Origin of the sequence: Paenalkalicoccus suaedae (assembly GCF_006965545.2) — a bacterium.
Lineage (GTDB): Bacteria > Bacillota > Bacilli > Bacillales > Salisediminibacteriaceae > Paenalkalicoccus > Paenalkalicoccus suaedae.
Genome location: NZ_CP041372.2, coordinates 2,366,446 through 2,393,157, shown reverse-complemented (window position 1 = coordinate 2,393,157; position 26,712 = coordinate 2,366,446). Strand labels below are relative to the sequence as shown.

General features: G+C 39.2%; 27 protein-coding genes. 15 read left to right on the top strand and 12 right to left on the bottom strand.

Annotated elements, in window-relative coordinates; genetic code table 11:
* Nucleotides 1-77: 77 nt before the first annotated feature.
* Nucleotides 78-1,202 carry an alanine dehydrogenase gene (gene ald, locus FLK61_RS12910; RefSeq protein ID WP_176009807.1) on the bottom strand — a complete coding sequence of 375 codons (1,125 nt, stop codon included), beginning with the start codon at nt 1,200-1,202 and terminating at the stop codon, nt 78-80.
* A gap of 134 nt (nt 1,203-1,336) precedes the next feature.
* Nucleotides 1,337-1,540 carry a KTSC domain-containing protein gene (locus FLK61_RS12905; protein ID WP_176009806.1) on the bottom strand — a complete coding sequence of 68 codons (204 nt, stop codon included), beginning with the start codon at nt 1,538-1,540 and terminating at the stop codon, nt 1,337-1,339.
* Between the two features lie 244 nt (nt 1,541-1,784).
* On the opposite strand from FLK61_RS12905, the gene FLK61_RS12900 reads away from it, so the two are divergent.
* The 6 genes from FLK61_RS12900 (at nt 1,785) to FLK61_RS12875 (ending at nt 9,521) form a co-directional block, all read left to right on the top strand.
* On the top strand, nt 1,785-3,506 hold the full coding sequence (locus FLK61_RS12900; protein ID WP_176009805.1) for a putative bifunctional diguanylate cyclase/phosphodiesterase: 1,722 nt from the start codon (nt 1,785-1,787) through the stop codon (nt 3,504-3,506).
* Nucleotides 3,507-3,617: 111 nt separating this feature from the next.
* A complete protein-coding gene (locus tag FLK61_RS12895) occupies nt 3,618-3,881 on the top strand; it encodes a hypothetical protein (RefSeq protein ID WP_176009804.1) in 264 nt (87 codons plus the stop codon).
* Nucleotides 3,882-4,089: 208 nt separating this feature from the next.
* The gene (locus tag FLK61_RS12890) at nt 4,090-4,551 is read left to right on the top strand and encodes a MarR family winged helix-turn-helix transcriptional regulator (protein WP_176009803.1); all 462 of its coding nucleotides are present in this window, start codon (nt 4,090-4,092) and stop codon (nt 4,549-4,551) included.
* The gene (locus FLK61_RS12885) at nt 4,538-7,921 is read left to right on the top strand and encodes an efflux RND transporter permease subunit (protein ID WP_176009802.1); all 3,384 of its coding nucleotides are present in this window, start codon (nt 4,538-4,540) and stop codon (nt 7,919-7,921) included. The genes FLK61_RS12890 and FLK61_RS12885 overlap by 14 nt, the downstream gene beginning before the upstream one ends.
* Nucleotides 7,922-8,520: 599 nt before the next feature.
* Complete coding sequence (locus FLK61_RS12880) at nt 8,521-8,763, top strand: hypothetical protein (RefSeq protein WP_176009801.1); 243 nt, start codon at nt 8,521-8,523, stop codon at nt 8,761-8,763.
* 119 nt (nt 8,764-8,882) lie between these two features.
* Nucleotides 8,883-9,521: an MreC domain-containing protein gene (locus FLK61_RS12875; RefSeq protein ID WP_176009800.1), complete on the top strand. Its 639-nt coding sequence runs from the start codon at nt 8,883-8,885 to the stop codon at nt 9,519-9,521.
* A 31-nt stretch (nt 9,522-9,552) separates the two neighbouring features.
* Here the strand turns inward: FLK61_RS12875 and FLK61_RS12870 are convergent, their stop codons facing one another.
* From FLK61_RS12870 to FLK61_RS12860, 3 genes are all read right to left on the bottom strand, one after another.
* Nucleotides 9,553-9,708 (bottom strand): YvrJ family protein, encoded by a 156-nt coding sequence (locus tag FLK61_RS12870; protein WP_430708757.1) that lies wholly within the window; start codon nt 9,706-9,708, stop codon nt 9,553-9,555.
* A gap of 66 nt (nt 9,709-9,774) precedes the next feature.
* On the bottom strand, nt 9,775-9,999 hold the full coding sequence (locus tag FLK61_RS12865; protein WP_347338964.1) for a DUF2922 domain-containing protein: 225 nt from the start codon (nt 9,997-9,999) through the stop codon (nt 9,775-9,777).
* Nucleotides 10,000-10,023: 24 nt separating this feature from the next.
* On the bottom strand, nt 10,024-10,239 hold the full coding sequence (locus FLK61_RS12860; RefSeq protein ID WP_176009799.1) for a DUF1659 domain-containing protein: 216 nt from the start codon (nt 10,237-10,239) through the stop codon (nt 10,024-10,026).
* Between the two features lie 117 nt (nt 10,240-10,356).
* On the opposite strand from FLK61_RS12860, the gene FLK61_RS12855 reads away from it, so the two are divergent.
* The 3 genes from FLK61_RS12855 to arsC all read left to right on the top strand — a co-directional run bounded on the left by FLK61_RS12855 (nt 10,357) and on the right by arsC (nt 11,825).
* Nucleotides 10,357-10,977: a pyroglutamyl-peptidase I gene (locus FLK61_RS12855; RefSeq protein WP_176009798.1), complete on the top strand. Its 621-nt coding sequence runs from the start codon at nt 10,357-10,359 to the stop codon at nt 10,975-10,977.
* Nucleotides 10,974-11,318, top strand: coding sequence for an ArsR/SmtB family transcription factor (locus FLK61_RS12850; protein ID WP_176009797.1), 345 nt, complete (start codon nt 10,974-10,976; stop codon nt 11,316-11,318). The genes FLK61_RS12855 and FLK61_RS12850 overlap by 4 nt, the downstream gene beginning before the upstream one ends.
* An 87-nt stretch (nt 11,319-11,405) precedes the next feature.
* Nucleotides 11,406-11,825 carry an arsenate reductase (thioredoxin) gene (gene arsC, locus FLK61_RS12845; protein ID WP_176009796.1) on the top strand — a complete coding sequence of 140 codons (420 nt, stop codon included), beginning with the start codon at nt 11,406-11,408 and terminating at the stop codon, nt 11,823-11,825.
* A gap of 49 nt (nt 11,826-11,874) precedes the next feature.
* Here the strand turns inward: arsC and FLK61_RS12840 are convergent, their stop codons facing one another.
* Nucleotides 11,875-12,393 (bottom strand): DUF5673 domain-containing protein, encoded by a 519-nt coding sequence (locus FLK61_RS12840; protein ID WP_176009795.1) that lies wholly within the window; start codon nt 12,391-12,393, stop codon nt 11,875-11,877.
* A gap of 84 nt (nt 12,394-12,477) precedes the next feature.
* Nucleotides 12,478-12,765, bottom strand: a complete 288-nt coding sequence (locus FLK61_RS12835) for a 4a-hydroxytetrahydrobiopterin dehydratase (RefSeq protein WP_176009794.1) — start codon at nt 12,763-12,765, stop codon at nt 12,478-12,480.
* A gap of 238 nt (nt 12,766-13,003) precedes the next feature.
* Here FLK61_RS12835 and FLK61_RS12830 point away from each other — a divergent pair, with 238 nt between their 5' ends.
* The 3 genes from FLK61_RS12830 (at nt 13,004) to FLK61_RS12820 (ending at nt 15,539) form a co-directional block, all read left to right on the top strand.
* Entirely contained in the window at nt 13,004-14,053 is a 1,050-nt protein-coding gene (locus tag FLK61_RS12830) for an EAL domain-containing protein (protein ID WP_176009793.1), read from the top strand.
* Nucleotides 14,054-14,115: 62 nt separating this feature from the next.
* Complete coding sequence (locus FLK61_RS12825) at nt 14,116-14,691, top strand: NAD(P)H-dependent oxidoreductase (protein WP_176009792.1); 576 nt, start codon at nt 14,116-14,118, stop codon at nt 14,689-14,691.
* Nucleotides 14,692-14,726: 35 nt separating this feature from the next.
* Complete coding sequence (locus tag FLK61_RS12820) at nt 14,727-15,539, top strand: STAS domain-containing protein (RefSeq protein WP_176009791.1); 813 nt, start codon at nt 14,727-14,729, stop codon at nt 15,537-15,539.
* A 17-nt stretch (nt 15,540-15,556) separates the two neighbouring features.
* On the opposite strand, the gene FLK61_RS12815 is transcribed toward FLK61_RS12820, so the two are convergent.
* A complete protein-coding gene (locus tag FLK61_RS12815) occupies nt 15,557-16,312 on the bottom strand; it encodes a hypothetical protein (RefSeq protein ID WP_176009790.1) in 756 nt (251 codons plus the stop codon).
* Between the two features lie 125 nt (nt 16,313-16,437).
* Nucleotides 16,438-17,607, bottom strand: coding sequence for a KamA family radical SAM protein (locus FLK61_RS12810; RefSeq protein ID WP_176009789.1), 1,170 nt, complete (start codon nt 17,605-17,607; stop codon nt 16,438-16,440).
* A gap of 172 nt (nt 17,608-17,779) precedes the next feature.
* Here FLK61_RS12810 and FLK61_RS12805 point away from each other — a divergent pair, with 172 nt between their 5' ends.
* Nucleotides 17,780-18,634 (top strand): MurR/RpiR family transcriptional regulator, encoded by an 855-nt coding sequence (locus FLK61_RS12805; RefSeq protein WP_176009788.1) that lies wholly within the window; start codon nt 17,780-17,782, stop codon nt 18,632-18,634.
* Between the two features lie 42 nt (nt 18,635-18,676).
* Here the strand turns inward: FLK61_RS12805 and FLK61_RS12800 are convergent, their stop codons facing one another.
* The 3 genes from FLK61_RS12800 to FLK61_RS12790 form a co-directional block, all read right to left on the bottom strand.
* Nucleotides 18,677-20,647: a TRAP transporter permease gene (locus FLK61_RS12800; RefSeq protein WP_176009787.1), complete on the bottom strand. Its 1,971-nt coding sequence runs from the start codon at nt 20,645-20,647 to the stop codon at nt 18,677-18,679.
* Between the two features lie 218 nt (nt 20,648-20,865).
* Nucleotides 20,866-21,933, bottom strand: coding sequence for a TAXI family TRAP transporter solute-binding subunit (locus tag FLK61_RS12795; RefSeq protein WP_176009786.1), 1,068 nt, complete (start codon nt 21,931-21,933; stop codon nt 20,866-20,868).
* 331 nt (nt 21,934-22,264) lie between these two features.
* Entirely contained in the window at nt 22,265-23,656 is a 1,392-nt protein-coding gene (locus FLK61_RS12790) for an MATE family efflux transporter (protein WP_430708755.1), read from the bottom strand.
* 109 nt (nt 23,657-23,765) lie between these two features.
* On the opposite strand from FLK61_RS12790, the gene FLK61_RS12785 reads away from it, so the two are divergent.
* Both FLK61_RS12785 and FLK61_RS12780 read left to right on the top strand, forming a co-directional pair.
* Complete coding sequence (locus FLK61_RS12785) at nt 23,766-24,638, top strand: helix-turn-helix domain-containing protein (protein ID WP_176009784.1); 873 nt, start codon at nt 23,766-23,768, stop codon at nt 24,636-24,638.
* A gap of 135 nt (nt 24,639-24,773) precedes the next feature.
* Nucleotides 24,774-26,504: a methyl-accepting chemotaxis protein gene (locus tag FLK61_RS12780; protein WP_176009783.1), complete on the top strand. Its 1,731-nt coding sequence runs from the start codon at nt 24,774-24,776 to the stop codon at nt 26,502-26,504.
* Nucleotides 26,505-26,712: the final 208 nt, after the last annotated feature.

The window sequence follows — 26,712 nt, the reverse complement described above, 5'->3', positions numbered from 1 at the left end:
AAAGTTAGATTATCTACTCTAACTTTCGGGGGTCGGTACCATTCTGCTAATTAGCGAATAGGCTCTTTTCAGCTACTTTAGTGTGTAATCGTCAATGCTTCTTCAACAGGCTTGTACGAATATCCTAGATCTCTAGCAACTGCTTCATACGTAATAAAACCGTTCGCAGTATTAACGCCCTTAAGTAATGCAGGAATACGTTCAACAGCAAGTTCCACGCCAAGATTCGCGATCTGAAGGGCATATGGAACTGTTACATTTGTTAATCCGATAGTAGAGGTTCTAGGTACAGCCCCTGGCATGTTTGCAACTGCATAGTGAACAACATCATGCTTCACATACGTAGGTGCATCGTGAGTCGTAATTCGATCTACAGTCTCAATTATTCCACCTTGATCGATTGCTACGTCAACGACAACGGAGCCTGGCTTCATCTTTTTGATCATTTCTTCGGTGACTAATTTAGGAGCCTTTGCACCAGGAATTAATACAGCACCAATTAATAAGTCAGATTGAGCCACTGCGTAATCAATATTAAGTGGGTTAGACATTAATGTATTAATGGCGTTCCCAAACATATCATCAATCTGTCGAAGGCGATCTGGACTTAAATCGATAATCGTTACATCAGCTCCAAGACCCATTGCAATCTTAGCAGCATTTGTACCTACGACGCCACCTCCTATAACGGTTACTTTCCCTCTAGACACTCCTGGAATACCAGAGAGTAAGACGCCACTTCCACCTTTCGGCTTCTCTAAAAACTGAGCGCCAATTTGAGATGCCATTCTTCCCGCTACCTCACTCATAGGAGTAAGAAGAGGTAATGTACGATTTACTTCTACAGTTTCGTATGCAATAGCAGTTACGTTATTATCCGTTAATGCTTTTGCTAATGCAGGCTCAGCGGCCAGGTGTAAATAAGTGAATAGGATTAAACCAGGTCGAAAATAGGCAAATTCTGATTCTAATGGTTCTTTTACCTTCATAACCATCTCAGAGTCCTGCCACACTTCAGCAGCACTCGTTCCGATGGATGCACCAGCAAAAGTATAATCTTCATTTGTAAAACCGCTACCGAGTCCAGCATCCGTTTCAACTACAACTTGGTGTCCGTCCTGCGTTAATGTCATTACCCCCGCTGGAGTAAGTGCCACTCGATTCTCATTATTTTTAATTTCTCTAGGTACCCCAATCTTCATAGAAAGCCCTCCTAAACGAATTTACTCTGTTCTTATCCTCATATATTGTAACTGACGACTCGTCCATTCGACTAGCCTTTTACAAGGATTTACATGTCCGTTATATGGAGGACTTTGTACTTGATACGCGGACATCACGCTAGATTAGCTTCGTATTTAGATGCAATCGTATCTTTTAAATACGAAGAAGGACTCGAAGATTCTAATAAAGCAATAAAATCATTTTTTTCTACTTCGTAATAAATGTAGTAGTCTCCTGTTTTTTTTATGTGTAACTGATGTAACATCTCATCGTAGCCTGCTTCAATTGCGCCGTCTTCTAAAGAACTCCATTCCATCAGCCTTTCACTCCTTTGTATAGATTATTCTACTCACTTAAGGGTTCCCTAAAAAACCATATATTAAAAGTACAAATAATTAATATAAAAAGCTAAAGCTAGTATGGTAATATAGAATTAGATCAAAAGACTAATTAAAGCGATGGATAATTAGATATTTATTAGTGGTTAATTGTTTATTTAGGGACTTTATACTATTTGTCGGATATGAAATGGATACTTTGGTGGTGTGGGAGGCAAGTAAATGAATAGGAAAAATACATCTTTAGAGGAATGGCTCATAGATCAAGTACATAATGAAGAAATCTCTACTCTTTATACATTCTTAACTATGCTTGAATCAATTTCGTCTATACTTGTAATAAATCAGCTTGATGAAATAGTGTTTTGTAGTGAAAGCTATGCAACTAAAATGCAAGCTAAACCAAGTGATTTAGTAGACTATTCGTACATGAATTTATTAAGTGATGATATGTCAATGGAGCAGATCGATCAAGTCGAGCATTTCATTAATGACAACTCATCAGAAATGGCTCTAGCTATTCATTCTTTTAATTCCAATCAAATAACTTTTGAAACGAAAGTGTTTCCACTTCAATTAAAAGATATATCTTACCGCATAATTACTCATCATGACGTTTCAGGATTGATGAAAGCTCAAGAAACTATAGAAGAGCTTGTCAAAGTAGACGTTCTGACAGGACTTCGTAACAGATTGCAATTGGAGCACGATATAGAAAGCTTAATCAAGAACGACAATCCTTTTGCTGTTATGTATATTGATCTCGACCGATTTAAATATTATAACGACACGTTAGGGCATTATACAGGTGATAAGTTAATTTTAGAAATATCTAGAGAGCTACAAAAGTTTGAGAACGCCTTTACCGATGTTTACCGCTACGGAGGAGACGAATTTATTATTCTCTTACAAAAAATCAAACTTGATGGCGCAGCTAGGCGTCTCACGGATAGACTTCTTAGTAGGTTCAAATCCATGTTTGTCATTGCGGAACAAGAATTGTTTGTCACAGCATCAATAGGGATCTCAGTCTTTCCGACTCACTCAGATACAAAAGAAATGCTTATCCAACAAGCCGAACAGGCAATGCAGTTTGCAAAGGAACAAGGTAAAAATGGTGCACAACAATTTAAATCAGGATTGAGAACGAAGTATGATGAAAAGTTAAAAATTGAAAAAAGGTTGCGTCGCGCTGTACGAAAAAAATTGTTTACACTTGTCTATCAACCTCAGCTTGATCTAATTAAACAGCGAGTCATTGGAGTAGAAGCTCTACTTAGGTGGGAAGATGAAGAGTTAGGACACGTTTCTCCCTTAACATTTATTCCTATAGCCGAAGAGACTGGACTAATCATTCATTTAGGTGACTGGGTCTTGGAAGAAGCTTGTTTACAGGCAAAGAAATGGTCGGAAGAAGGACTCGAACTAAGAATGGGCGTTAACATATCCCCACAGCAGTTCCAGCGACCTGATTTCGTCAATAAAGTGAAGCAAACCATTTCAAAGGTAGGCCTCGCGCCAAGACTTTTAGATTTAGAAATTACAGAGAATGATTTACTCTATAATCGCTCAGAGTGCATTAGAACGTTGCACCGATTAAAGGAAGAAGGAATTTGCATTTCTATAGATGATTTTGGAACGGGCTATAGCTCCCTTAGCTACTTACGACAATTCCCAGTCGATACGTTAAAAATTGATAAGTCCTTTATTAAAGAAGTCATCATAAATAAAAAAGACCAAGCAATCGTAACATCGATCATTCAATTAGCTCACAATATGAAGATGAAAGTGGTCGCTGAAGGGGTAGAGAATATAGACACCCTTCCTTTTTTAACAGAAAGACACTGTGATGAAATGCAGGGATATTTATATAGCAAGCCGTTAGTAGCTGAACGTGTGAAAGCATACTTAGAGGCGAAAAACCCTCAGTTGTTACTTGCATAGCTAGTCTACATAGCAATACTTTACATTCAGGATATACTTCGATATGATCAAAACACGTTATCTCGCTTTAAAAGCATCTAACGTTGAAGCTGAAATTATTTACAGGAGGCTATGATGAAACGATTAATTTTTTGGATTGGACTAAGTATATTTATTGGGTGGTCCATCTCCATTCTTGTTAATTATCCGGTCTACGTACAACAAACTAATTACACGCTGATCAATTCAATGGTAGAAGGTATTTTATTTATGGCTGTCATGCTTGGAATTTACTTTTTTATCATCCGAACAGTCGAAAAAAAGCCGAATCTTGCATCTATTCAACTGCTTGTAGGAGGAGTAGCATCTCTCATTTTAGCAGTTGTACTTCTCTAATGATTACAGATTTAATATCCTGTTAACGTATTGCGAAAGAGCACTGTGAACTTCTCACAGTGCTCTTTTATAATTAATTGTGAACAAATATTGACAAGGAGAAAAAAAGATTCGTTTCAAGCTTCTTAATTTTTGACTATACTGTCACAAAACGAATATAGTTAAGAAAGTTAATAGTTTAAAAACTAAATGATCAATGAGGTGAAGAATGAAAAAAGAGGACCAGTTGGAGCAAATACAGCAGCAGATCATCGACATTAGTCTTACGTTAACACATCGATTTGGACATCAACCAGAAAATAATTTGTCGCCTAATCAACAGCTACTGCTTTATTTGTTACATGCAAAAGATCTTAAACATGTGAAGGAATTAGCACACTACATGAACTTATCAGCAAGTGCAGTAAGCCAAATGGCTGCAAAACTAGAGCAACAAGGTTTACTTAAACGTGAAGTTGATCCTCAAAATCGTCGTAATACAATTTTAACTCTTGACGAGGAGGGAGTATCGACTATATCTAGGATGCTTGAGCGAAGACAAACGATCTTCTCCGACTATTTCGCAAAGCTACCAAACCAAGATATAACATCCATATGCGAAGCATTAGAAAAACTTCGCACCATTATTTTGAACCATCAGGAGGAGGGAGACCGTCATGAATCTAACTAACTTTTCGATTAAACGGCCAATTTTTACATTAGTAACGATGGCGCTATTTTTACTTTTAGGAGTGGTCTCGCTCACCAATATACCACTCAAACTTATTCCGGATATCGATGCACCAATTGCTGCGGTAGTCACAAGCTACGATAATGCCTCACCTCAAGAAGTCGTTGACGGAGTGTCTAGACCGATGGAGAATAGCCTTTCTACGATATCTGGTCTAAACAATATTAGCACCATCTCTATGGAGGGTTCTTCACTTACCATTCTGGAGTTCTCATGGACGACCTCCATTGATGATGTGGAGAACGATATTATCACTGCAATGAATCAAACACCCCTTGCTCAGGGAGCGGGTACGCCACAGTTTTTGAAGTTTGATCCATCGCAATTCCCAATTATTCAACTATCTCTATCAACGTTAGATGATACGAACTTAGATAATCTCGTACAACAGATGGAGCAACAACTACTCCGAATCGATGGGGTAGCAAGTATTGATCTTCTAGGAGATGCTGTTGATGAGATTGAAGTATCACTCAATCAAGAGTTACTTGAAGAGAATGGACTAGATCAAGCAGATATTGTCCAAGCCATCCAAGCTAATAATGTCACTGCTCCAGGAGGAGTTGTTTCTGACGAGAACAATCGTGAGATTAGCACGCGAGTTCTTTTTGATATGGTTAGTGTAGAAGACATACAAACGATCGTTCTAGCCAGTGACCCAGAGACTGGAGAAACGACTACCATTGATGACGTAGCTGATGTTGCGATCGGACCTGAGCCATCAGATGTTATCACCAGAACGAATCAAGACGATGCGATTTTACTTAGCGTACAACAACAGGCGGATGCAAATACTGCTCAAGTATCGAGAGATTTCATCGCGGAATTAGATGAGCTCCTTGAAGAGTCCACCTATAGCTCGATCGATTCTGCTGTATTGTTTAATCAAGGCGAATTTATCGATTCAGCGATTCAAAATGTTTCCCTAGCATTAGTAGGTGGGGGACTAATCGCGATGGCCGTGCTATTCCTTTTCTTAAGAAGCTTTAAAACTCCTTTATTAATAGGTATTGCCATACCGTTTAGTGTCATTGTGACGTTTGTTTTGTTATTCTTTACAAACTTCTCCCTTAATATCATGACTCTCGGTGGACTAGCGCTCGGGATCGGGATGCTTGTTGATAACTCCATCGTAGTTATCGAAAATATATATAGACACTTGGCTATGAAAAAATCACCAAAAGAAGCAGCGGCAGATGGAGCCAAAGAAGTTGCTGGTGCGATTACTGCGAGTACATTAACCACGGTATCTGTATTTTTACCGGTTGTATTCATAAGCGGGATCGTCGGTAACCTCTTTAGAGAATTTGCTTTAACCGTTGCATTTAGTTTATTAGCTTCTTTATTAGTAGCTTTAACAGTTGTACCGATGATCGCAAGCAGATGGCTGAAGCGACCTAAAGAGAACGAAGAAGCTAAGCGGAGAGACTCTTCCTTTATTCGTTTCTTTGACCGTTCTACTAGATGGTCGTTAAAGAATCGTATTGTCATTTTCTTAACTACACTAGGTCTATTAATAGCTGGTGGAGTTGGAATTACGACGGTCGGTACAGAGTTCCTACCTGCCTCTGACGAAAGCTTCTTTACGATTAACGTAGAGAACGAGACAGGTACGCCATTAGACGATACATTTACAGATGTTCAGGAAATTGAAGAGATTTTAGATGGACGAGCGGAAATTGATAATTATACAAGTGTTACTGGTTCAAGTGGACAAGATGGTCCAATGGGACAGAATTCGGTCGGTAATGAAGCAGTCATTTATGTTACATTAGTTCCTGTTTCAGAACGAAATGCCTCTACTGCTGATTTTGCAGAGACGATTAGACGTGATGCTGAGAGAGCAGCACCAGATGCTGACGTAAGTATTTCCATTGATGCATCCTTTGGTGGGGAGCCTAATACGTATAGCTTTGATTTAAGTGACCCTAACCCAGTAAGACTGCAAGAGACAGCTGATGAACTACTTGCAGAATTTGATTCAATGAATGAGTTTACGGAAGTATCAAACTCGTTTGAAGAAACAATTCCAGAACTGCAGATTTTAGTAGATAGTGAAGCGGCTCGTGATGTTGGTCTCACTCCAGCTCAAATTGCAGACTCTGTTGATACGAAGACAAGAGGGGCGCTTGCCACTCAAGTGGTGACAGAGGAAAACGACATTTATGAAGTAAATGTTCGCTACCAAGATGAGTTTATTGATACTTCTACTGCGCTTGAAGAGTTGCTCATTCGAGCAGGAGATGGAACGTTTATTCCACTTTCGGATGTTGCTACTTTAGAAGAGGGCACTAGTCCTGAAACAATCAATCGAATCAACCAAGAAGAGTCGATCCAATTTTCTCTCACGTATCGCTCAGATTTTAACCTAGGAGAAATCGACACACTTGTTACAGATGCCATTGATCGCGTCGACGTTCCAGATGAAGCGACAGTATCTCTAACAGGAGATCAACAGCTTTTAAACGATGCTATTGGAGATCTTACACTAGCTCTTATATTGGCAGTTGTGTTTGTCTACTTCGTATTAGCAGCACAGTTTGAGTCACTTAAGTATCCATTTGTCATTATGTTTACAGTACCTCTTGTTATCATTGGTGTAACAATTGGTTTGACAGTTACGCAAACACCGATTAGTGTGACGGCCTTTATAGGCTTCATTGTACTGGTGGGGATTGTAGTAAATAACGCTATTGTTCTCGTGGATTACATTAATAAGCGTAAAGAGAGTGGTTTAAAGAGTTATGATGCAATCATTGAGGGAGTAAAAGATCGTGCTCGTCCAATATTTATGACAGCATCTACAACTATTTTGGCTCTCGTACCATTAGCTCTTGGAATTGGAGAAGGATCTGAAATACAGCAGCCTCTAGCTATAACCGTTATTGGCGGTATGATCAGTGCAACCTTCTTAACACTATTTTTAATTCCAGTTGTGTATAGCTTCTTTGACCGAGACACACGTAACTTGAATAAAAAATATGTGACACCAGATGGACAAATTGTTCCGGCGTACTTATTAGAAGAGCGTACGTCAAAAGAGCAGGAAGAAAAACGTCACTTTATCGAAACAGCAACAAGTACGGAAGAGTACTATAAAGACTCGTCAGAAGTTCCAGACGAGAGCTTTGAGGAATCTATGCCGAAAGACGTCGAAGATATTCCTTATGAAGGAAGTATCTACGATGATCAAGAACAAAAAGAGTATGATCAAACTGGAAAGAAGCACTCCGATACGGCATCTAACATGTCTAAAGAAGAGCTTTTAGGATTACTTGAAGAAATAGTGAAGAGAAATTCTAAAAAATAGTTTTTGTGAGCAGGTGTCTTTTTACAGCACCTGCTTTTTTATTGTTGAAGCAAGTCTATAATCTTTATGTCTGTGAATAGTCCTGCGTTATGGGTAGAGTTTTAGTTTGTTTACTAACAGTTGGTTCAATTAGCAACTAATAAAAATCGAGCTAATGGACTCAAATGAAAGGCAACGTGATGCCAAGAAAGATGTGTTTGACCCATAAGAGGGCCTTAAGGACGCAAACAGCCTTGGATTTGATGCAGAGGAATATGCTTGACGCATATGAAGAAGGCCGGTGTGAAGCAACAGCCCCCTCGTTTGATGCATAATACACACAGCACTTTGACGCAAAGCAAATAAAATAAAAGCATGCGAAGGGTGAAAGGGAGGAGCGATCCCTAGATATGATTCGACCGAACGAACAAGCCAGTCACAAATTAATCGAATAATAAGCGGAATATTCGTGAGCTCGCTCATTCATTCAGGAAACGGTTTTATCCTTTCTGGAATAGTCTCTATTTATTTTTCATGTAAGAAGATACTAGTTAATCGAGATAGGTATACAAGCATGTCTTTACATCTTCCATAAGGTAGTATAAAGGAGGTTAGAAAAAATGAATCGAGACTACTATTATTCGCTATGTTGTCAGAATCATGGAAGACATGCAAATATCACTGATATTCAAGGTAATACGTTTTCAGGTAAAATCGTCAATGTAGACCAGCATAATGTGTATATTCAGCAAGGGAATAGATATGGCTATAATCCAAATTATTATGGCTATCAATCACCAGTTATTCCCGTTGCCCTTGCTGCGATTGGTGGCTTTGCGTTAGGCGCAGCATTCTTCTGGTAAAGGCGTGTCGAACAAGCTCGTACAAATAGGGTGGTTATTCTTAGAAGAAGCGTGTATAGTTAACAGAGGTAATAGATGGTTTACAATTTTTACAAAAGGGCAAGAAAAGGAGTTAACTTATGAAGATACACGCAAGCTACCTCTGGATATTACTACTTCTCATAATGACTGCTTGTTCGAACGATAGTTCTGATGGGGTATCTCAGCAGGAAGAGGATATGGCGTCTTTAATTGCGACCAACGATCGTCTTACTGAATCTCTTGAGCGGGAGTTAAAAGAAAAAGAGGCGTTACTCATAGAAATGAAAGAGGTTGAAGAGGAGAATCAACTATTAAAAGATAATATACTCACATATAAGCAGCAGGCTATTGAGCTCGAAGCTTCTTTCGAAAGTGAGATGGCTCAAAAGGCTCGTTTAGATCGTCAAACACTCTCTTTCCTCAAGGCCATGCATGAAGAGGATCACCTTGCATTAGAGACTCTCACTCAAGATCATTTTGAAATTGATAGAGAGAAAAATATTCTCACATTTGAAGAATCAGAAGGATTAACTCAATCCTTTCATTTTTTACAAATGCATCCAACCTATATGGTTCAACAACGACTTGCTACTTTAGAGGAAGGCGAGTATACAGTTGAGTATGAATTTTATTTAACGGATGAAGACTCGTTTGATTTAACTAGTACAGTTGAAATTAAGCTTGCTCAAAGTGATGAAGATACTTGGGCAGTGTCATCAGTGCGCTATACGCGATAAAAAAAGAACGGCTTTTTAAGCCGTTCTTTTTTTATGATACATGACGTTTTTGTAGAGGAATATTTAATCTTTGAATAGAAGAGTTAACAGTATCAAGTTTTTTCTCAATCCGATACAAAAGGTATAAGGTAACAGTCATCGGAAAGCCGAACTCACTCCATAGCTGCATGAATACGTCTATTTCCATTCTTTATCGCCTCCTTAACTAGTACAGAACGCGCTGTGAATTACTCACAGCGCGTTCTTGTTAGATTTACATAGAAATAGTAATTGGCTCGACTGTTCTTTCTACAATACGTGCACCGCGTTTTGAAACGAGATGACCAAAGTTCGATGTGAAAGCATCCTCGGCAAGAATTGTGTCCATGACTTGATTAACTAGCTCATCATTAACTGGATAAATAGGATCATCCACTGCAATAGTTACTGATCGATCTCCCTCGTTTGTAAATAATAATTCGAGTCGTTTGCTCATCATTATCGCTCTCCTTCATGATTAATATTATGCTAAAATTTCATACGTATTAGCTCGTTCGATTTTAACTAGCTGGTCTTGTGTAAGTGAAGCCATAGCAGTTGCAACAGCATGTAACGCTTCGGACGAAGCGTCTTCACGCAAATTTCGGATTTGACGAGTAGCAAATACTTCTTTATTATCCTCGTCTAATCCTTTAAAGAACGTCAGGTTTAATCTAGTTTCAGTAAGTAGTGTGTTCATTTTCTCACCCCCTTTCGCCACATAAGTACATCTTCACTAAATAGAAGGGGGAGAGTAGTTGAAAAAAATCCTGATAAAAGAGACAATAGAGAAGTAGAGAAGGAGTGTTGATGAACTGTGAAACTACTATTGACTGGATTTGAACCATTTGGAGAACTCGACCGTAATCCTACTGAAGAACTTGTAATTAAGATTAAAGAAGAAGGGTTTGAAGGAGTCGACATACGAAGTTTGGTGCTGCCTGTGGTATATGAGTCTTGCTTTGATGCTCTTAAAAAGAATATGGATGAATGGAAACCTGATGCGGTTCTTTCTTTAGGAGTAGCTGTAGGAAGATCTGCTATTTCCGTTGAAAGAATTGCTATTAATATTCAAGATGTTGCAGCGGACCGTTCTGATAATAATGGTCACGCTCCTGTTGATCGTAAAATTGATCCTGAAGGTCCTGACGCTATTTTTACTACATTACCGTATCGAACGATTGTTTCACGACTAGTAGAAGGTGGCATCCCTTCAGAGGTGTCTAATACGGCAGGTACGTATATATGTAATACCACGATGTACCAGGCGCTGGCTCATGCTAAAAATGTCTCTACTTGTCGCTTTACAGGCTTTATACATGTGCCGGCGAGTCCTGCAATGACAGTAGCTAAACCGCATCTAGCCTCAATGGATGTAGAAACTCAGCTCAAAGCAGTAAAGACAATTATACAAGTGTTAAAGGAGGAGTTATCATGATTAAAGAACAAATTTCCATTAATGATGCTGCATCGATCTTTAAACTGTTAGGAGATAAGACACGTTTACAAATGGTATCGCTTTTAGCAATTGACGAGATATGTGTATGTGAGTTTGTTGATATTTTTCAATCGAGTCAACCGTCTATTAGTCAACATTTACGCAAACTTCGAGATAAAGGTGTCGTCAAAGAGCGCAAACATGGACAATGGGTATACTATTCGTTAAATGTAGATTCTGAGTATTATGGTCTTATTAGCTGCTTAATAAAAGAGTTGCCAAATCCTAAGCCTCTTCTAGACGAGCTTGAAAGTAAGGGTCAACGAGTCTCTTGTTGCTAAGATAAACACAGTTAGATAAATGTTCATTTTTTTATGTTATTATATAAGTGTATTATTATATAAACATTAGAAGAGGAGCATGGTAGTATGGCTAAACCAATTATTTATTTTTTGTGCACAGGTAACTCTTGTCGAAGCCAAATGGCTGAAGGGTTTGGAAAGCATTATTTAAGCGATAAGTGGGATGTGTATTCAGCGGGAATTGAAGCACATGGGGTAAATCCAAATGCAGTACGTGCTATGAAGGAAGCTGGTGTTGACATCTCTAATCAAACATCCGATACGATAGATCCTGAACTTCTAGATAAAGCAGATTTTGTTGTCACACTATGTGGACATGCGAATGATGTTTGTCCTGCAACACCACCTCATAAAGAACGAGCTCATTGGGGATTTGATGACCCGGCTCAAGCGACAGGTTCAGAAGAGGAGAAGTGGGCATTCTTTGAGCGTGTTAGAGACGAAATTGCTGCAAGAATCGAAACCTTTGCCAGTACAGGTAAATAATAAAGACACAAAAAAGCAGGAGCACTCGCTCCTGCTTTTTTGTGTCAAATTATGTGTGCTTCGTTGCTTGAAATGACACATAGTCTTTTAATAAATCTTCAATTTCTGCTTTATGTTTTTCATCAACTGTCGTTTTGATTCGCTGTCCTTTTGCAAGCGTCATGATTAGCTGACGGCGATTACCTCTTTTTTTACCCCATTCAAGAAATTGAATGCGACCCCATTTTGCATAATATCCAGCAAAAATAAGAGCATCCCCTTGAACTTGAAAGATGCGATCAAGGGTCATTAAAACAAAAGCGCCAAGAGCTAAGACGGTAAAAAACAAAGCAGATGCTATTGTAAAACTGATAAACACTTCTATGACTAATACAAAGCTTAAAATAATCACTGCCCACGCTGCGATAACAGAAGCTTTATAAGTAGATGATGTCGTACTTAGCTTCTTTTTATCTTGAGGTGTGTAGATGATCATGTCATTTTGATTTTTTCTATGTCGATGTGTAAATAGGTGGTAAAGAGAGATTGCTCCCATTACCGCCGCCGTAAATAAATATAGCCACTCCATGTTCCATTCGCCCCCAAATTATCCAATACTTTAAGTATATCACATCATGAGTGGATAGAGGGTCACTCGGATAGAGTAACGAAATTATTCGTATTTTTTAACGAGTTTGTCATACGCATCTGCTGACTCAAAATCTTTTTGAGTTAAACCGCCTTCATCATTCGTAGTTAATTTGATTGTGACCTTCCGGTGATCAATAGTCATGTGCGGATGATGCTGCCTGTCTTCTGCTACATTCCCTAAAGCCTGTACAAATTGAAGTGCTTTAGGAAAGGATGAAAGCGTATATGACTTCACAATCTTTTGATCCTCTTGCTCCCAGCCCTTTGAATCCTCTAGATTTTCGTTAATTTCTTCTTGAGAAAGTACCATACTACTATCGCTCCTCTCAATTTATGAAAATTCAGTGATTTCTCGTATCATATCAGACATTGGTATATAATAAAAGGAAAAGCCTTAAAGTTAAAAGAAAGCGTTTTGTAAAATCATTTTTATGTGATTTAATAAATGAATAAGTGAATAAGTGAAGAATCTAACCAATTATACATTTAATAGCTTCACTAGCATGTTTTACCTAGGACAAAAGAGGGTACTTCATAAGCAACACTACATGGAAGTTGGTGACTATATGCAGTCTTGTCAGCTCTGTTCAGGAAGCATTCCTTTAAACGATAGCGGTACGTTAGTAGTGACTGCTACGGATAAGGAAATCATACCTGAGCTATGGAAATCATTACAGCAAACTACTCCTCAAGCAGAACATACAGAAGGTACTATTTCAATTTCTTACTCATCATGGAACGAACTCTTAGCCACAGTTACTGCAGTTACTGATTCACCATTACAAAAAAAGTCCGTTTACGGTAGTTTAGTACCACAAACAATGGAGTCATTCCAATCTAGAGTTGATTATCCGATATCACAGTTACAAAAACAAATTGAACATCCAAATTACGTAAAGATCATTCAAGAGCAGATCTTTCAATCAGCTATGCAACCGATTCTCTCAACGACTACTTCAGAGATATACGGTTACGAATTTCTTCTTAGAGCGAAAGATGATAAGTATCCATTTTATCCTGGAGAGCTTTTTGATTTTTCCCAAGAATCCGGGCTCCAATCACTATTAGATAGTCAAGCAAGAATAGCATCTATTAGAACTAGTTCTAAGCTACTGCCTAAAGGAATAAAGCGCTTTATTAATTTCTTGCCATCATCCATCTACGATCCTGCGCACTGCTTAAAGAGTACGTTTAGAGCGATTGAAAAATATCAAGTAGACCCTGCTGACCTCGTTTTTGAAGTTGTCGAAACGGAAAAAATTCAAGACATTAAGCATTTGCAATACATTTTTGATGAATATAAAAAAGCTGGAGTATCTGTTGCACTTGATGATATTGGCTCCGGCTATGCAACAATAGATGTGTTAAAGCAATTAAAGCCTAACGTGGCTAAAATAGATCGAGAACTAGTAAAAGACTGTCATAAGGATAGTAGTAAACTAGATAGAATCAAACTTTATCGAGATATCACACACGAATTTGGAGCTACGTTATTAGCTGAGGGTATTGAGACTCCAGAAGAATACGAAGCCGTTAGAGGGTACGTCGATTTTGTTCAAGGATACTATTTCGGTAAGCCAATGATGAAGCCACTTTAATTCGATGTTCGTGCAGACGTCCTGTCTGCGCGGCATCTTTGTGTAAAGAGAAGGAGCGAAATATGAGTAAATATTTGATTGTCTATATGCACCCCAGTACCGATAGTTTTAATGGAGCTATTTTGCAAACATTACAAGAAGAGCTTGGAGAGACGTCGAATGTTCGTAACCTAGCCGAGATCTCATTTATCCCTCATCTTACAAAAGAAGAATATGAGCTCACTCAGAAAGGGATCTATTCGTCTGATGTTGAAAGAGAGTGGGCATTTATTCATGAAGCTGAGCATATTCTATTTGTTTTTCCGCTTTGGTGGGGGAGCTTTCCTGCTATAGGGAAGGGGTACCTTGATAGAGTATTAGCTTTTGGTAAAGCTTATGAGCTAGATGGTGAAGAGCCTGTGCCTTTGATGAGTAACAAAAAAGCCTCGCTCATTTTTACTACGGGCACGCCGAAAGAGGATTTCATGAAGGAAGGGCTTTATGAGCAAGTGGTCCATTTAATTGAACAGCATATTTTTACTTTTTGTGGATTGAAACTTGAAAACGTGCTACACTTTGGTGATGTTATTCAATCGAGTGATAGTGATAGAAAAAAGATGCTTGAAGATATAGTGTCATTTGCCAAGCAATTAGATTAACAGGTGAAATAGTCAGAGAGAGTAGGGAGTAAGTGATGACAAAGACAGATCTTTTTCATGATGACACACTTCGCGTCTTAAATACGCTAACAGATAATGTGTTTTTATGCGATACATCCTTGAAGCTACTATGGATGAATGACGCAGCAAAAAATATAATAACGCTCTTTACAGACCGACTGGCCATCACTCATCCAGAGGAATTGATCACAAAATCACTAAAGGAGATCCATGATAGTTCATCTTCGTTTCATAAAGTGGTACACAAAGATGGAATGTTTCCTCACCAAGCAAAGATAACTATTTTTGAAGATTATGTTGCAAGCATTATGGTAAATAAGGTGCATAATTCAAAGGACCAACATATCGGATACATTTTGTACTGGCAGGATGTAACTTTTGAGGCAAGAGAGAAAGCCCAGGATAAACAGCTAATCGAGGAATTATCAACGCCGGTTCTACCAACTGTTCTAGAAAATACGCTGCTTATTCCCTTATCAGGGACGTTTACACATAGCAGAATGAGTCACCTGACATCGAAGGTGTTAAACGAAATCACAAGAAAAGACGCAGATCACTGCATCTTTGATTTATCAAGTCTGACGTTAGTAGAAGTAGAGGACTTTGCTAATAACTTAATTAAGCTCGTTGATACCGTCCATGTTATTGGGGCGAATGCATTTATAGTGGGTATTAAAAATGAACACGCTAGCTATTTTGCCTCCGTTGCAAAACAAATTCGCTCTATCACTTTTTTAAACTTTCGAGAAGCCATGCATCATCTATTCGAACTTGAAGAGCTTGAAATCACATCTAAAAAGTCAAAGAAAAACACTGGAAGGGATTGATCCAACCAGTGTTTTTTTTATTCACCTTCTGCTATGACAAAAGTAAATCGCCACTCTGGTAAGCTCGCGGTGGTGCGATCAATCTGAAATCTATCATTTGGAGAAATAGGTTCAGCAAATTCTAACTCCACGCGAACTGGGCTTGATGAATCATCTATCCGAGAAAAAAGAGGATAAACTTCTTGTTCATCTGAGATCCGAGTAAACAAGTATTGTAAATTTCGGTTCGAACTATCAGGATGGTTGTCAACCATATCAAATTGTATTGTACTGTCATCAATTGCAACGTTATAAAGAGAAATATCGCCGACTACTAATGGAGATGCATTTTCAGAAGGAGAAAATGGATAGCCCGCTTCATACAACCGAGGCACCATATAAAAAGGGATGCTAAGTCTGTTAGTTTCTAAATCAACAGGCGGAGGCGATAACTTCATCGTTATACCCATCTCATAGTCATTTAATGATTCATCGCTAAGTTCAGATGAAGTGGCTACGGATTCAACTTTATAAGCAATTCCTTCACTGTCATACACGTACGAAGGCCATTGGAATTGATAGGCTTCTTTTGTTAAAGCAGATTGATCTGTGTGACTCGCTAAAAAGGTAAGAGTCAGCTCGCTAGTTGTTTTGATCATGTCTTCATATGTAATTAGAAGAGGAGGACGTGTAATACTTTCCACTATAGGAAGGCGTTGTTGCTCATCTGCTTCCGTAATCGAAAGCTCACAGCCTAGTAAAAAAAGTAAACTAAATAAAACTACTACCTTCATGATGGACCCCCTTTCGAGCTACCTTTATTGTACTAAATAAAAGTAAGTCTTTCATGAGGCTTTTTTAGATGAAAAAAAAGATTGGCACGCGCATAAGCATGCCAATCTTTCTTATGATATTCAGATCATGTTGTAGAGGAAGCTTCTTTTTCGGTAATTTTTTCATTAGCACCTTTAAAATCATTCCACTTCTTTTGAGGTGGAGTCCAGTAGTTTTCGTTACCTGGTAGATCATCGAACCAAGCAGCGTTATCTGGACAATCAAGTACCATGAATTTACCGTAATTGCCGTCGCGAGACTGGTGATATTTTAAATAAGCTTTTCCGTCTTCGATAGCTAGGATTTCTACTTTACCAGACGTGTGGCTCATGGAGAGACGTACACGCTTTCCTAAACCAGAAGTGCGTGATTTTGCTTCTTCCACAATTTCATATGCTTCTTTCAGTGAAAGGACGAAATCATTGTTACCAGCTACTGGGCGGTTAATAAAGAAGTAGTAAGGCGTAACTCCAGCCCAAGATAGCTTGTCTAGCAGTTCCCCGAGTACACGTGGATCGTCATTGATTCCTCTTAATACTGGTGTCTGGTTAACGACAATAGCTCCTGCTTGGTGAAGAGCATCGAAGCCTCGTTTTGCTTCTTCCGTAATTTCTCTTGGATGATTAATATGAGCCATTACATAAATGCGCTGCTCAGGGGTAGAGTACTCACTGATAAGCTTTAATAGCTCTTCATCTTCGTAAATTCTCATTGGGTTAAACACAGGCATTTTAGATCCTAAACGAATGATCTTCACGTGTGGGATCTCGCGAAGCTGTTCGATAATACCGCGCAGCTTTCGAGTAGCTAAAATGAGCGAGTCTCCACCTGTAAGTAACACGTTCGTAATCTCTGGATGATTGCGAATATACTCGATTCCAGGTGAAACATCAGACATTGCTTCTTTAATATCATTTCGGAATAAACGCTTTCTAAAGCAATAACGACAATAAGCGCCACATACTTCAGAAACGATAAGAAGGGCAGTTTGCTCGTATTTATGCTGACAGCCAGGCACGACGTAATTCGTATCTTCATCGGATGCATCCCAACGGCCATATTCTTCAAGCTCTCCTTCATTCGGAATAACGAGCTTACGAATTGGGTCTGCTGGATCTGCCCAATCAATTAATCCTAAATAATACTCATTCACACGGAAAACAAACTTCTCCGTAATTTGTTTTAGTTTTTGTTTTTCCTCGTCAGATAGGTGAGGTACTTTTTCAATATTCATGATGTATTTAGGTTGTGCCATAGCTAATCTCCCCTTTCATAGTGCATATATACATTTAATCATAAACGACAAAATTGGTCAAAAATGGATTATAAGAATTATTTCCAAGAAAAAAATGAAAGAAATATTTCAAATAGTAAGCGTTTTCCTAATCAATTAGGTGTAAAATGAAGTGGTAGGGGAGGGAAATATATTGTCTGAAGTAGACGTATACAAGCGAATTGGGGAGAATCGGCACAAGCTGAGTAAATCTCACAAAAAAATAGCGAACTATTTAGTCGAGCATCGCGAATCTGTCCCTTTTTTAACAGCGGCCAAGTTAGCTACTCTAACGGGAGTTGGGGAAGCGACTGTTATTCGATTTGCTGTCTTTTTAGGATATAAAGGTTATCCGGATTTGCAACGCCACCTACAGGAAGCGATGCAAAAAAAGCTAACTTCTGCTGAGGTTTTAGCGAGAACCATTGGAGATAATGAAGAGCCAAAATATGTGTTAAATGAAGTAATGACAGATGATGTGCACAATTTAAAAGCTACGATGCAAGATATAGATCCAGAAACGTTTGAGACAGTTATAAATGAACTTATCCAGGCGAGGAGAATCTATATTGTTGCTTATAGAAGTACAGCCAGTATAGGGTCTTTCTTAGCATTCTATTTAGATCTCGTTCTTCAAAACACGGAGTTAATTAGGGAAGCTGACGGTGTATCTGAGCACTTATTAGATATAACGAGCGAGGATGTTGTTATAGGCCTAGGATTCTCAAGGTATACAAAGAGGACTGTGGAAGTTATGAAGTACGTGCAGTCAAGAGAGGCGAAAACGGTCGTTATCACGGATCATGTGTTAAGCCCATTAATTCCGTATGGCGATCATCGGTTTATTACGGCTACTGAAATCAATTCATTTATCGACTCCTACGCGGCCCCTATGAGCTTAGCAAATGCCATAATTACGGCATTAACAAGATCGGAGCATAAAAAAATTGAGGCAAGACTGCAAGAGCTTGAAGAGCTGTGGCAAACCTTTGATGTATTTTGGGATTAAAAAAGAGCTGGTCCAAATTATTGGACCAGCTCTTTTCTTGCGTTAAGCTGTTTGTGGTTCTTCTGTCTTCTTTTTACGTGCTCGTTGAATGAGTGCAATTGCAATGAAGAGTGCAAGGCCACTTAATTCGATGACATAGTCACCTGGGTAAACGAGCATGATACCGGATGCAAATAGAAGAATGCGTTCATACCACTTAAATGTGTTAAAGAAGTAACCCATCATAGAAGCACTAATCGCTGCCATTCCAAGCAGTGCTGTGATCAGTAGTAAGATAACTGTAAAGACTTCAGCCTCTACTAACAATAGTTGCGGGTTATAAACAAATACATATGGAATAATAAACCCAGCTATCGCGAGCTTGAAGGCGGTCACCCCTGCCCTCATAGGGTTTGCCCTGGCTATACCGGCTCCGGCGTAGGCGGCGAGACATACAGGTGGTGTAATATCCGCTACAATACCGAAGTAGAAGACAAACATGTGAGCAGCAATATCTTCAACACCGAATGTCATTAGTGCTGGAGCAGCAATAGATGCTGTTACCACATAGTTTGCCGTCGTTGGTAGACCCATACCAAGTAAGATACATGCGATCATCGTGAAGAATAGAAGTAGGAAAAGGTTAGTGCCTGCAAGTTCTAATAGACCTCCAGCTACTTTTCCTCCTAGACCAGTGAAGACGACAATTCCAACGATAATACCTGCGGACGCACAGGCTGCAATTACTGGTAAAGCGATACGTGCTCCTTGCTCGAATGCATCAAAAATATCGAAAGGCTTCATGCGAGTTTCTTTCTTTACATAGCTTACGAGAAGGGCAGTACCAATACCAGCTAGAGCGGCATAGGTTGGAGTAAATCCATTGACTAACATCGAAATAATCACGACAAGTGGTGCTAAAAGATACGCATCTTTTAATAGTCCTTTGCTAGAGGGAAGTTCACTCTTAGGAAGTCCTTTAATGCCAGCGCGTTTAGCTTCAAAGTGAGTCCCGAAGAACACACCGGTGAAGTATAGTACCGCTGGTATAATACCAATAATAATGATGTCACTGTAGCTAACACTCGCAACATATTCCGCCATAATAAAAGCGGCAGCTCCCATAATAGGAGGCATGATTTGTCCGCCGGTAGAAGCAGAAGCTTCTGCAGCAGCAGCAAACTCTGGTCTAAAACCAGCGCGCTTCATCATTGGAATCGTGAAAGAACCAGATGCAACTGTGTTTGCAACAGAGCTTCCGGTAACGGTACCTTGAAGCGCAGATGCTGCTACGGCTGCTTTTGCAGTACCTCCAGTAAATCTACCAGTAGCACCAAATGCTAAATCGTTAAAATATTGTCCTACTCCTGTTTTGGTTAACATAACCCCAAAGAAGAGGAACAAATAAATATACGTAGAGGATATTTGGATCGGCGTACCAAAGATTGCATCAGACGAGAAGAATAATCGTCTCGATAAGCCTTCCCATGTAAAACCACCGTGTCCAAAGTAAGGAATGTTCGTTCCAAAAAGTCCATATAAAATTGCAAGTACGGCAATGACAACAATCGGCATACCGACTGCTCGTCTTGTCGCCTCAAGTAGTAAGACAATTCCAATAGTTGCAACAATTATATCAAGCGTAGTGAAGCCTAATATTCTAGCAGCTCCTGTTATCCAATCATATCGGAATAAAATGTAGTAGGCAGATCCCATACCAAGGAATGCTAAAACAACATCATACCAAGGGACACCAACTTTTTTTAGTCCCGAGCGTTTAAAGGGATAAAGTAAAAAGATAAGACCCATTGCAGTACCTAAGTGAACAGCACCTTGCATAAGTGACACAAGAGGGCCACCTACCTGAGGTAAAGCTCTGTATAAATGGAAAGCAGTTAATGATACCGCTAAAAAGGCGATTACCCATCTCCATTTACCCGTGTCTGTTCGATACGAGGATTCCTTATCGTACTTCGCAATCATTTCTTGTTGCTCTTTTTCTGACATAATCTGATCAGATTTGACTTCTGTCATGATGGTCACCTCACTTAATCTCATTCATTATGAAAATACAATATGTAGAAGAATCGACGAAAAGGTAGGAGATTCTCCTGCATTTTCGTCGACGTTCTGCAAGAAGCAGAGCTTAATAAACTTTTTGTTTTCTACATGCGTATATACGGAAACAACGAGACCGGACATAGAAATAAGAGGTCCGGCCTCGAGCTTGTCTCAGTATGATAAAAAACGTACTATTCTAAAATTCCAGCTTCTTCGAAGTAACGCTCAGCACCAGGGTGCATTGGAAGATCATCAGAACCGAGAAGCGCATTCTCAGTCGTTAAGTTAGCGCCTTGTGGGTGAGTGATGTCTCCGCTGTTTTCGAATAGAGCTTTTGTAATTGCGTAACCAAGGTCTTCGCTGATTGTATCAGTAGAACCAACTAAAACAGCATAAGCAGTCATAGCTTGAACATCTTCTTCTAGGAAGTCGTAAGAATCAGCAGAGATTGATAGTGAACCGTACCCGCTGTTCTCCTCAATGTACGCCATTCCTTCGTCGCTGATTGGAATAAGCGTAATATCACGAGAAATAGATAGTTCTTCAATGCTGCTATCAGGTAAACCTAAAAGACCGAATGATGCGTCTAGGTTACCATCTTGTAGACGACCAGCAGCGTCGCCAAAACCTTCTTCAAACGGCTCATAGTCGCCATCTTCTAATCCATAAGCTTCAAGGATTAAACGAGCAGCTGCTTGAGTACCAGATCCTGGAGGACCGATATTGATAGAAGCTCCTTCTAAATCTGCAATAGACTCAATTCCTGAATCAGCAGTAGTTACGATTTGCATAACCTCTGGATAGATGTGACCCATAAACCCGAAGTTATCAACTTCTACGCCTTCAAAATCGCCTGCGCCAGTTAGAGAGTCAACAGCAGGAAGGTGAACCGTCATACCAAGGTCCATTTCTCCTTGAAGAATTCCAACGATGTTATCAACAGATGCACCAGAAGATACTGCACTTAGGTCAAACCCGTCAAAACCTTCGATGTTGTTTGAAATAGTTGTAGCCATTTCCTGACCTAGAGGATAGTAAGTACCACCAACAGAACCAGTTCCAAGCTGAAGGTTGTTTACGTCAACGTCGCCAGAAGCGGCATTACCGTTGTTTCCTTCGTTAGCGTCATTTGCTTCATTCACTTCATTTGCAGGACCATTCTCTGTGTTCCCTGCATTACCGTCATCATTGCCACAAGCTGCTAATAGAAGTGAACCTGTAGCAACTAGAGCAAACATGGATGTAAATTTCTTACTCATTTACATTCCCCCTTAGAATTGTAATTGAATTTAAATATACACGTGTGCATATTCCTCTTTAATTTAAGCAGAATCATGGGAGATTGTCAAAAGTTTAAGTAACTTGGTGGATGGGTATGATTAAATCTAGAGAAAGTTCGTAAGATTATCTGTCGTAGTAATAGCTTTAGAGCTATAAATGTCTCAAACTAATAGGCTAATTTAGTTTGAATTTACTTGGTCTACAATCGTGTCTTCATTCATACAGTGCAATATGTCCCATTCATTCTATTGACTTCTTATACAATAGGACCATTTTACGTATATTAAAAAAGACGGCACACGCCGTCTTTTAGTTTGCCTTTCTTTCTCCTTCATCTATTTCTTCGGTCTTATGATTGACAAAGGCCATGTTTACCCATTTTTTTGATCGCCATCTTCGAAGCATGAGTAAGCCTCGAAGCCATTCATCAGCAATTTGCGCGATCCAAACTCCTATTAACCCTAAACCGAATACAATTCCGGCCGTGTATGATAGAGTTACTGCTACTCCCCACATAGATAAAATTCCTATGTAGACGGGATATCTTACGTCACCGGCAGCTCGAAGTGAATTGATGACAATTAGGTTAAAGGCTCTTCCAGGTTCTAAGATAATCGTTAATAGTAAAAGGAGAGATCCTAGCTGAATGATTTCGTTATTATCTGTAAAGATGGCAAAAATCGTGTCGCCAAATACATAAAACATCGATGCGACAAAGGTTGAGACGGACATTCCTATCCAAAGGCTCTTAAGACAACGCTGATACGCCTCTTTATGGCGTCGTTCACCAATTAAATAGCCGACTAAAATTTGCGTACCTTGCCCGATTGCAATGGCAAAAAGAAATGCAAACATAATGATGTTTAATGTATAAACGCGAGTAGTTAGCGCTACGGTTCCCATAGAAGCGATAAAATAGGTGATCACAACTTGCGACGTATTGTAGGCAAGGTGTTCTCCAGCTGAAGGAATCCCGATTTTTAAAAGATCTCGTACTTCTTGTTTAGGGAAAGAGGTTTTTAAGAACGTCCATGAAAGTGTTCCTTGAACTCTCTTATAAAGAAGGAAAAGCATCCAAAGAGTCCCAATACCTCGACTGACCGCTGTACTTATTGCTACTCCTGTTACACCAAGTTCAGGTGCACCAAATGCACCGAAAATAAGGATGTAGTTTCCAATTACATTAAATACGTTCATACCGAGTGTCACGTACATGGCATCTTTTGTGAATCCGTGACTTTTGATAATTGCGGAGATCGTCATGATTAACGCTTGAACAAACGCAAAACCTCCTACAATCTGAAGGTAAATCAATGCCTGATCCATCAATTCTATCGGAAGGTTCATGGCAAGTAGGATTTGCTCACCGAATACAAGTAAGGCAATACTCAACAATAGTCCAAATATAATATTTAAAATGATGGATACAACCGCGATTCTATTAGCGTGAGTGTCGTCACCGGCGCCTTTATATTGAGCAATTAAAACGGTAGTCCCAGTTGCGACAAATCCAAACATCACAATAATAACACTCATGAGTTGGTTAGAGACGCCAACAGCTGCAACAGCGTTATCATTATATTGACTTAACATGAGTGTGTCTGCATTTCCCATTAGCATATGAAGCATGATTTCAATAAAAATCGGCCATGTTAACGCAAATAATGTAAGCTTTGTTGCCTGTTTTTTTGACATTGCCATTCACCACCTTTTCTGTGCACGTTTACTATCATACATAATTACTACGCTTGTTATTAGACAGAAAAGCCGATAAAATTGTACAAAAACGACTTTAAGGGGTTGGTCAATAATGCTGTTAAAAGCCAAGCTACCACCATTACCAACATTTATAAAATGCGGAAATGCGACTTTTGCAAGCGGGAAGTCGCATTTCGGTCGGACATTTCATTTATTTGATATGTTATTTGTGACAAAAGGCACCATATATATGAAAGAAGAAAATCAAGAGTATGAGATTAAGGCAGGAGAATATTTAATTTTAGCCCCAGGGCTCTATCATAAAGGGTATAAAGGATGCGAGGAGGAATCCGCTTTTTATTGGGCACATTTTTCCTTCCCAAATTCCTATCGTCTCGAAGAGGAGGGGGAGATTAATTGGGCAGCTATTTTTTTAAAAACGAATACGCATGTTACACCAGATATTTTTGAACTATGCTTGCCTAGATATAAACGGATGGAACATCCTGAACAGGTAATCGCGCTTTTTGAAAAGCTTTTAGCTGCGGAGCGCTCAAGTGATTTGACGGAGAGAATGAAGCAACAGTCTTATTTTTTTGATATTCTTGTGTATTTGCAAAAAAGTGCTATTGAATTGCCCAGTCGATCGCAGGAAATTGCTCATTCATGTATGACGTATATTCACGCGCATTTCCATCGTGACGATTTTCAAGTTAGAGACATGGCGAAAGAACTTCTATTTCATCCAGATCATCTTACTAGGGCTATGAAAAAGGCAACTGGTCTTACCCCACTTCAATATTTGCACCAAGTAAGGTTCCGTCATGCTAAACAACTGTTAGAAAAGGGAGTATTAGATTTAACTACGATAGCAATAGCTACAGGATTTAAAGATGTCAGCTATTTCGCAAGACTTTTTAAAGAGAAAGAAGGGATGACTCCTGGGCAGTATAGGCGGATTCCTACATACGAGAGAGAAAAATAAAATATAGTTCGAAGTCTTCTTTATTTTTCAATTATATTGGAAAAAGAATCTAGTCATGAACCCTTAATCATGGTACTATTGTAATTGCAAACGATTGCGCAACTTGTACAATCTGTATTATGAAGGGGGATTCATATGGGAAAGAAGGGTGTAAAGAGGGGAAGGCAGTCTTTAGTAAGGCTATTGTATGGAGTTATTTGTATTACGTTACTTGTCACAATCTGTTCTGGTGGACTAATTTATTATTTTAATAACGAGGTGCAGACGCAAACAAATACATTAGATGAAGTAGCTGATTTCCAACAAAGCTATAATGATCTTTTAAGCAATATAAACGAAGTTAGCTCGTTGAAGCTTCAGTTAGTCTCAACAGGCTATCGTGAGAATCAAGTAAGTCGGATGGAATCGCTCCTAGTAAATTCTGCTGAAGAGGTAGAAGGTCTTCGCCAAAGGGCTTCTGATCGGGAGGGGATCGATCATTATTTTGATACAATTGAAAGCGCTATCAATGCGTATTCTATTCAATATGAAACGTACTTTTCGTCTATTTTTGTAGGTGATGAAATTGAGCAGATACGGACAAGGATTGTACCTGTTGTTACAAGAACCGAAGAACAGCTCATTAATGTAGACGAAAGAATGCAAAATTATTTACTCACTGAAAGGGAAGAAGCTAATTTAGCGCTTCAAGAAGCAATGTCTATGTCCCAATTAGTTACTGGTATCGGGTTAGTTATTATTGTCGTTATTCCTTTTGTGACACTCGTTTTGTTTGCGCAAGTGTTTAAAAAAGGTGTTCGTCATATTTTAGCAAGAGTACGAGCTTACAAGGGTGGGGAGTTTGGTTTCCACCATGTTTCTAACAGAAGAGATGAATTAGCGCACGTGGATGCTGAGCTTGCTAACATGGGGCGAGAACTGCACCATTTACTCGGAGAAGCTGACCGGATTAGCAATCAGGTGATGGATGTTGCAAATGGTACGGCCATAAAATCCGCGGAGCAATTTAAGGCGATGCAAGCCATTCAGCTAACTACCGATGAATTATTATCTGGAATAAAAGAGCAATCTGATCATACTACTTCTATATCAGCTACGACAGAAGAAGTCTCAGCCAGCGCTCAGGATATTTATGAAGCGATTGCGTATATGAGCGAAAAAATGCGAGCATTGGACCAAACATCGCAGGAGGGACTTGTAACTGTTAAATCACTCGAGGATCATATGGAGGAACTTGCTAACAAAACGGTTCAGACAGCAACAGATATGACAACGATGCAAAAACAAATGCAAGAAATGACGTCATTCTTGGCCGGAATTGATTCCATTGCAGATCAAACCAACTTAGTTGCCATCAATGCGTCTATAGAGGCAGCTAAAGCCGGAAGCTTTGGCAATAGTTTTGCAGTAGTAGCAAATGAAATACGAAAGCTGTCCAAACAAGCAAGTGATTTTTCTGACCAGACGAAGCAAACATTATCTGCCCTGCTAGTAGAAACGACTGAAGCAGTCGAGGGATTTAACAAATTTTCTGAACAGACAACTGTAATGAAAGAGCACACATCAAAGACGTCAAGCCTATTCCGAACCATTCTGGATGAAAATATGGAAGTGACAAGAAGCCAAATGGAATCGAAGGAAGCGGTCAATGATATTAATCATGCGCTTGAGGGGGTTGTCGGAGATATCGGTAAATTAGCAGATAGTGCAACCGTGTTGCTTGAAAAAAGTGGAAAAGTAAGAGTGATCGTTCACGATCAAACGGAAAGACAACAAGCGCTAGCAAACGAAGTTGGATCCTTAGAAGAGACTGCTGGAATGCTTAAAAAACATAAGAAAAGAGCTAATTCTATGCAGGCTTCCTAAAAAGATTTGGAAGAAGTTTAAAAAAAGTGTTGTGTTTTTTAAAAAGCTAATAGTATAATGAGTTCATAAAGTGATGCAAACGATTTCACGAGTGACTCACACTGGTGAAATTATTTTATCACTCTTTATGCAAACGGTTGTCTGTGCACAAGTTAATAGCTCAGATAAAAGACGCTTACGTATCAAGGGATTACATACTGCCTTTTAC

Excerpts from the sequence above, each read along its gene's own strand:
- FLK61_RS12900 (WP_176009805.1), top strand. The coding sequence starts at position 1,785 with ATGAATAGGAAAAATACATCTTTAGAGGAATGGCTCATAGATCAAGTA.
- FLK61_RS12790 (WP_430708755.1), bottom strand. The coding sequence starts at position 23,656 with ATGGCAATGTCAAAAAAACAGGCAACAAAGCTTACATTATTTGCGTTA.
- FLK61_RS12815 (WP_176009790.1), bottom strand. The coding sequence starts at position 16,312 with ATGAAGGTAGTAGTTTTATTTAGTTTACTTTTTTTACTAGGCTGTGAG.
- FLK61_RS12820 (WP_176009791.1), top strand. The coding sequence starts at position 14,727 with ATGACAAAGACAGATCTTTTTCATGATGACACACTTCGCGTCTTAAAT.
- FLK61_RS12830 (WP_176009793.1), top strand. The coding sequence starts at position 13,004 with ATGGAAGTTGGTGACTATATGCAGTCTTGTCAGCTCTGTTCAGGAAGC.
- FLK61_RS12890 (WP_176009803.1), top strand. The coding sequence starts at position 4,090 with ATGAAAAAAGAGGACCAGTTGGAGCAAATACAGCAGCAGATCATCGAC.
- arsC (WP_176009796.1), top strand. The coding sequence starts at position 11,406 with ATGGCTAAACCAATTATTTATTTTTTGTGCACAGGTAACTCTTGTCGA.
- FLK61_RS12795 (WP_176009786.1), bottom strand. The coding sequence starts at position 21,933 with ATGAGTAAGAAATTTACATCCATGTTTGCTCTAGTTGCTACAGGTTCA.
- FLK61_RS12865 (WP_347338964.1), bottom strand. The coding sequence starts at position 9,999 with ATGATGAGCAAACGACTCGAATTATTATTTACAAACGAGGGAGATCGA.
- FLK61_RS12810 (WP_176009789.1), bottom strand. The coding sequence starts at position 17,607 with ATGGCACAACCTAAATACATCATGAATATTGAAAAAGTACCTCACCTA.
- FLK61_RS12825 (WP_176009792.1), top strand. The coding sequence starts at position 14,116 with ATGAGTAAATATTTGATTGTCTATATGCACCCCAGTACCGATAGTTTT.
- FLK61_RS12780 (WP_176009783.1), top strand. The coding sequence starts at position 24,774 with ATGGGAAAGAAGGGTGTAAAGAGGGGAAGGCAGTCTTTAGTAAGGCTA.
- FLK61_RS12835 (WP_176009794.1), bottom strand. The coding sequence starts at position 12,765 with ATGGTACTTTCTCAAGAAGAAATTAACGAAAATCTAGAGGATTCAAAG.
- FLK61_RS12850 (WP_176009797.1), top strand. The coding sequence starts at position 10,974 with ATGATTAAAGAACAAATTTCCATTAATGATGCTGCATCGATCTTTAAA.
- FLK61_RS12870 (WP_430708757.1), bottom strand. The coding sequence starts at position 9,708 with ATGGAAATAGACGTATTCATGCAGCTATGGAGTGAGTTCGGCTTTCCG.
- FLK61_RS12905 (WP_176009806.1), bottom strand. The coding sequence starts at position 1,540 with ATGGAATGGAGTTCTTTAGAAGACGGCGCAATTGAAGCAGGCTACGAT.
- FLK61_RS12840 (WP_176009795.1), bottom strand. The coding sequence starts at position 12,393 with ATGGAGTGGCTATATTTATTTACGGCGGCGGTAATGGGAGCAATCTCT.
- ald (WP_176009807.1), bottom strand. The coding sequence starts at position 1,202 with ATGAAGATTGGGGTACCTAGAGAAATTAAAAATAATGAGAATCGAGTG.
- FLK61_RS12875 (WP_176009800.1), top strand. The coding sequence starts at position 8,883 with ATGAAGATACACGCAAGCTACCTCTGGATATTACTACTTCTCATAATG.
- FLK61_RS12800 (WP_176009787.1), bottom strand. The coding sequence starts at position 20,647 with ATGACAGAAGTCAAATCTGATCAGATTATGTCAGAAAAAGAGCAACAA.
- FLK61_RS12880 (WP_176009801.1), top strand. The coding sequence starts at position 8,521 with ATGAATCGAGACTACTATTATTCGCTATGTTGTCAGAATCATGGAAGA.
- FLK61_RS12885 (WP_176009802.1), top strand. The coding sequence starts at position 4,538 with ATGAATCTAACTAACTTTTCGATTAAACGGCCAATTTTTACATTAGTA.
- FLK61_RS12860 (WP_176009799.1), bottom strand. The coding sequence starts at position 10,239 with ATGAACACACTACTTACTGAAACTAGATTAAACCTGACGTTCTTTAAA.
- FLK61_RS12895 (WP_176009804.1), top strand. The coding sequence starts at position 3,618 with ATGATGAAACGATTAATTTTTTGGATTGGACTAAGTATATTTATTGGG.
- FLK61_RS12785 (WP_176009784.1), top strand. The coding sequence starts at position 23,766 with ATGCTGTTAAAAGCCAAGCTACCACCATTACCAACATTTATAAAATGC.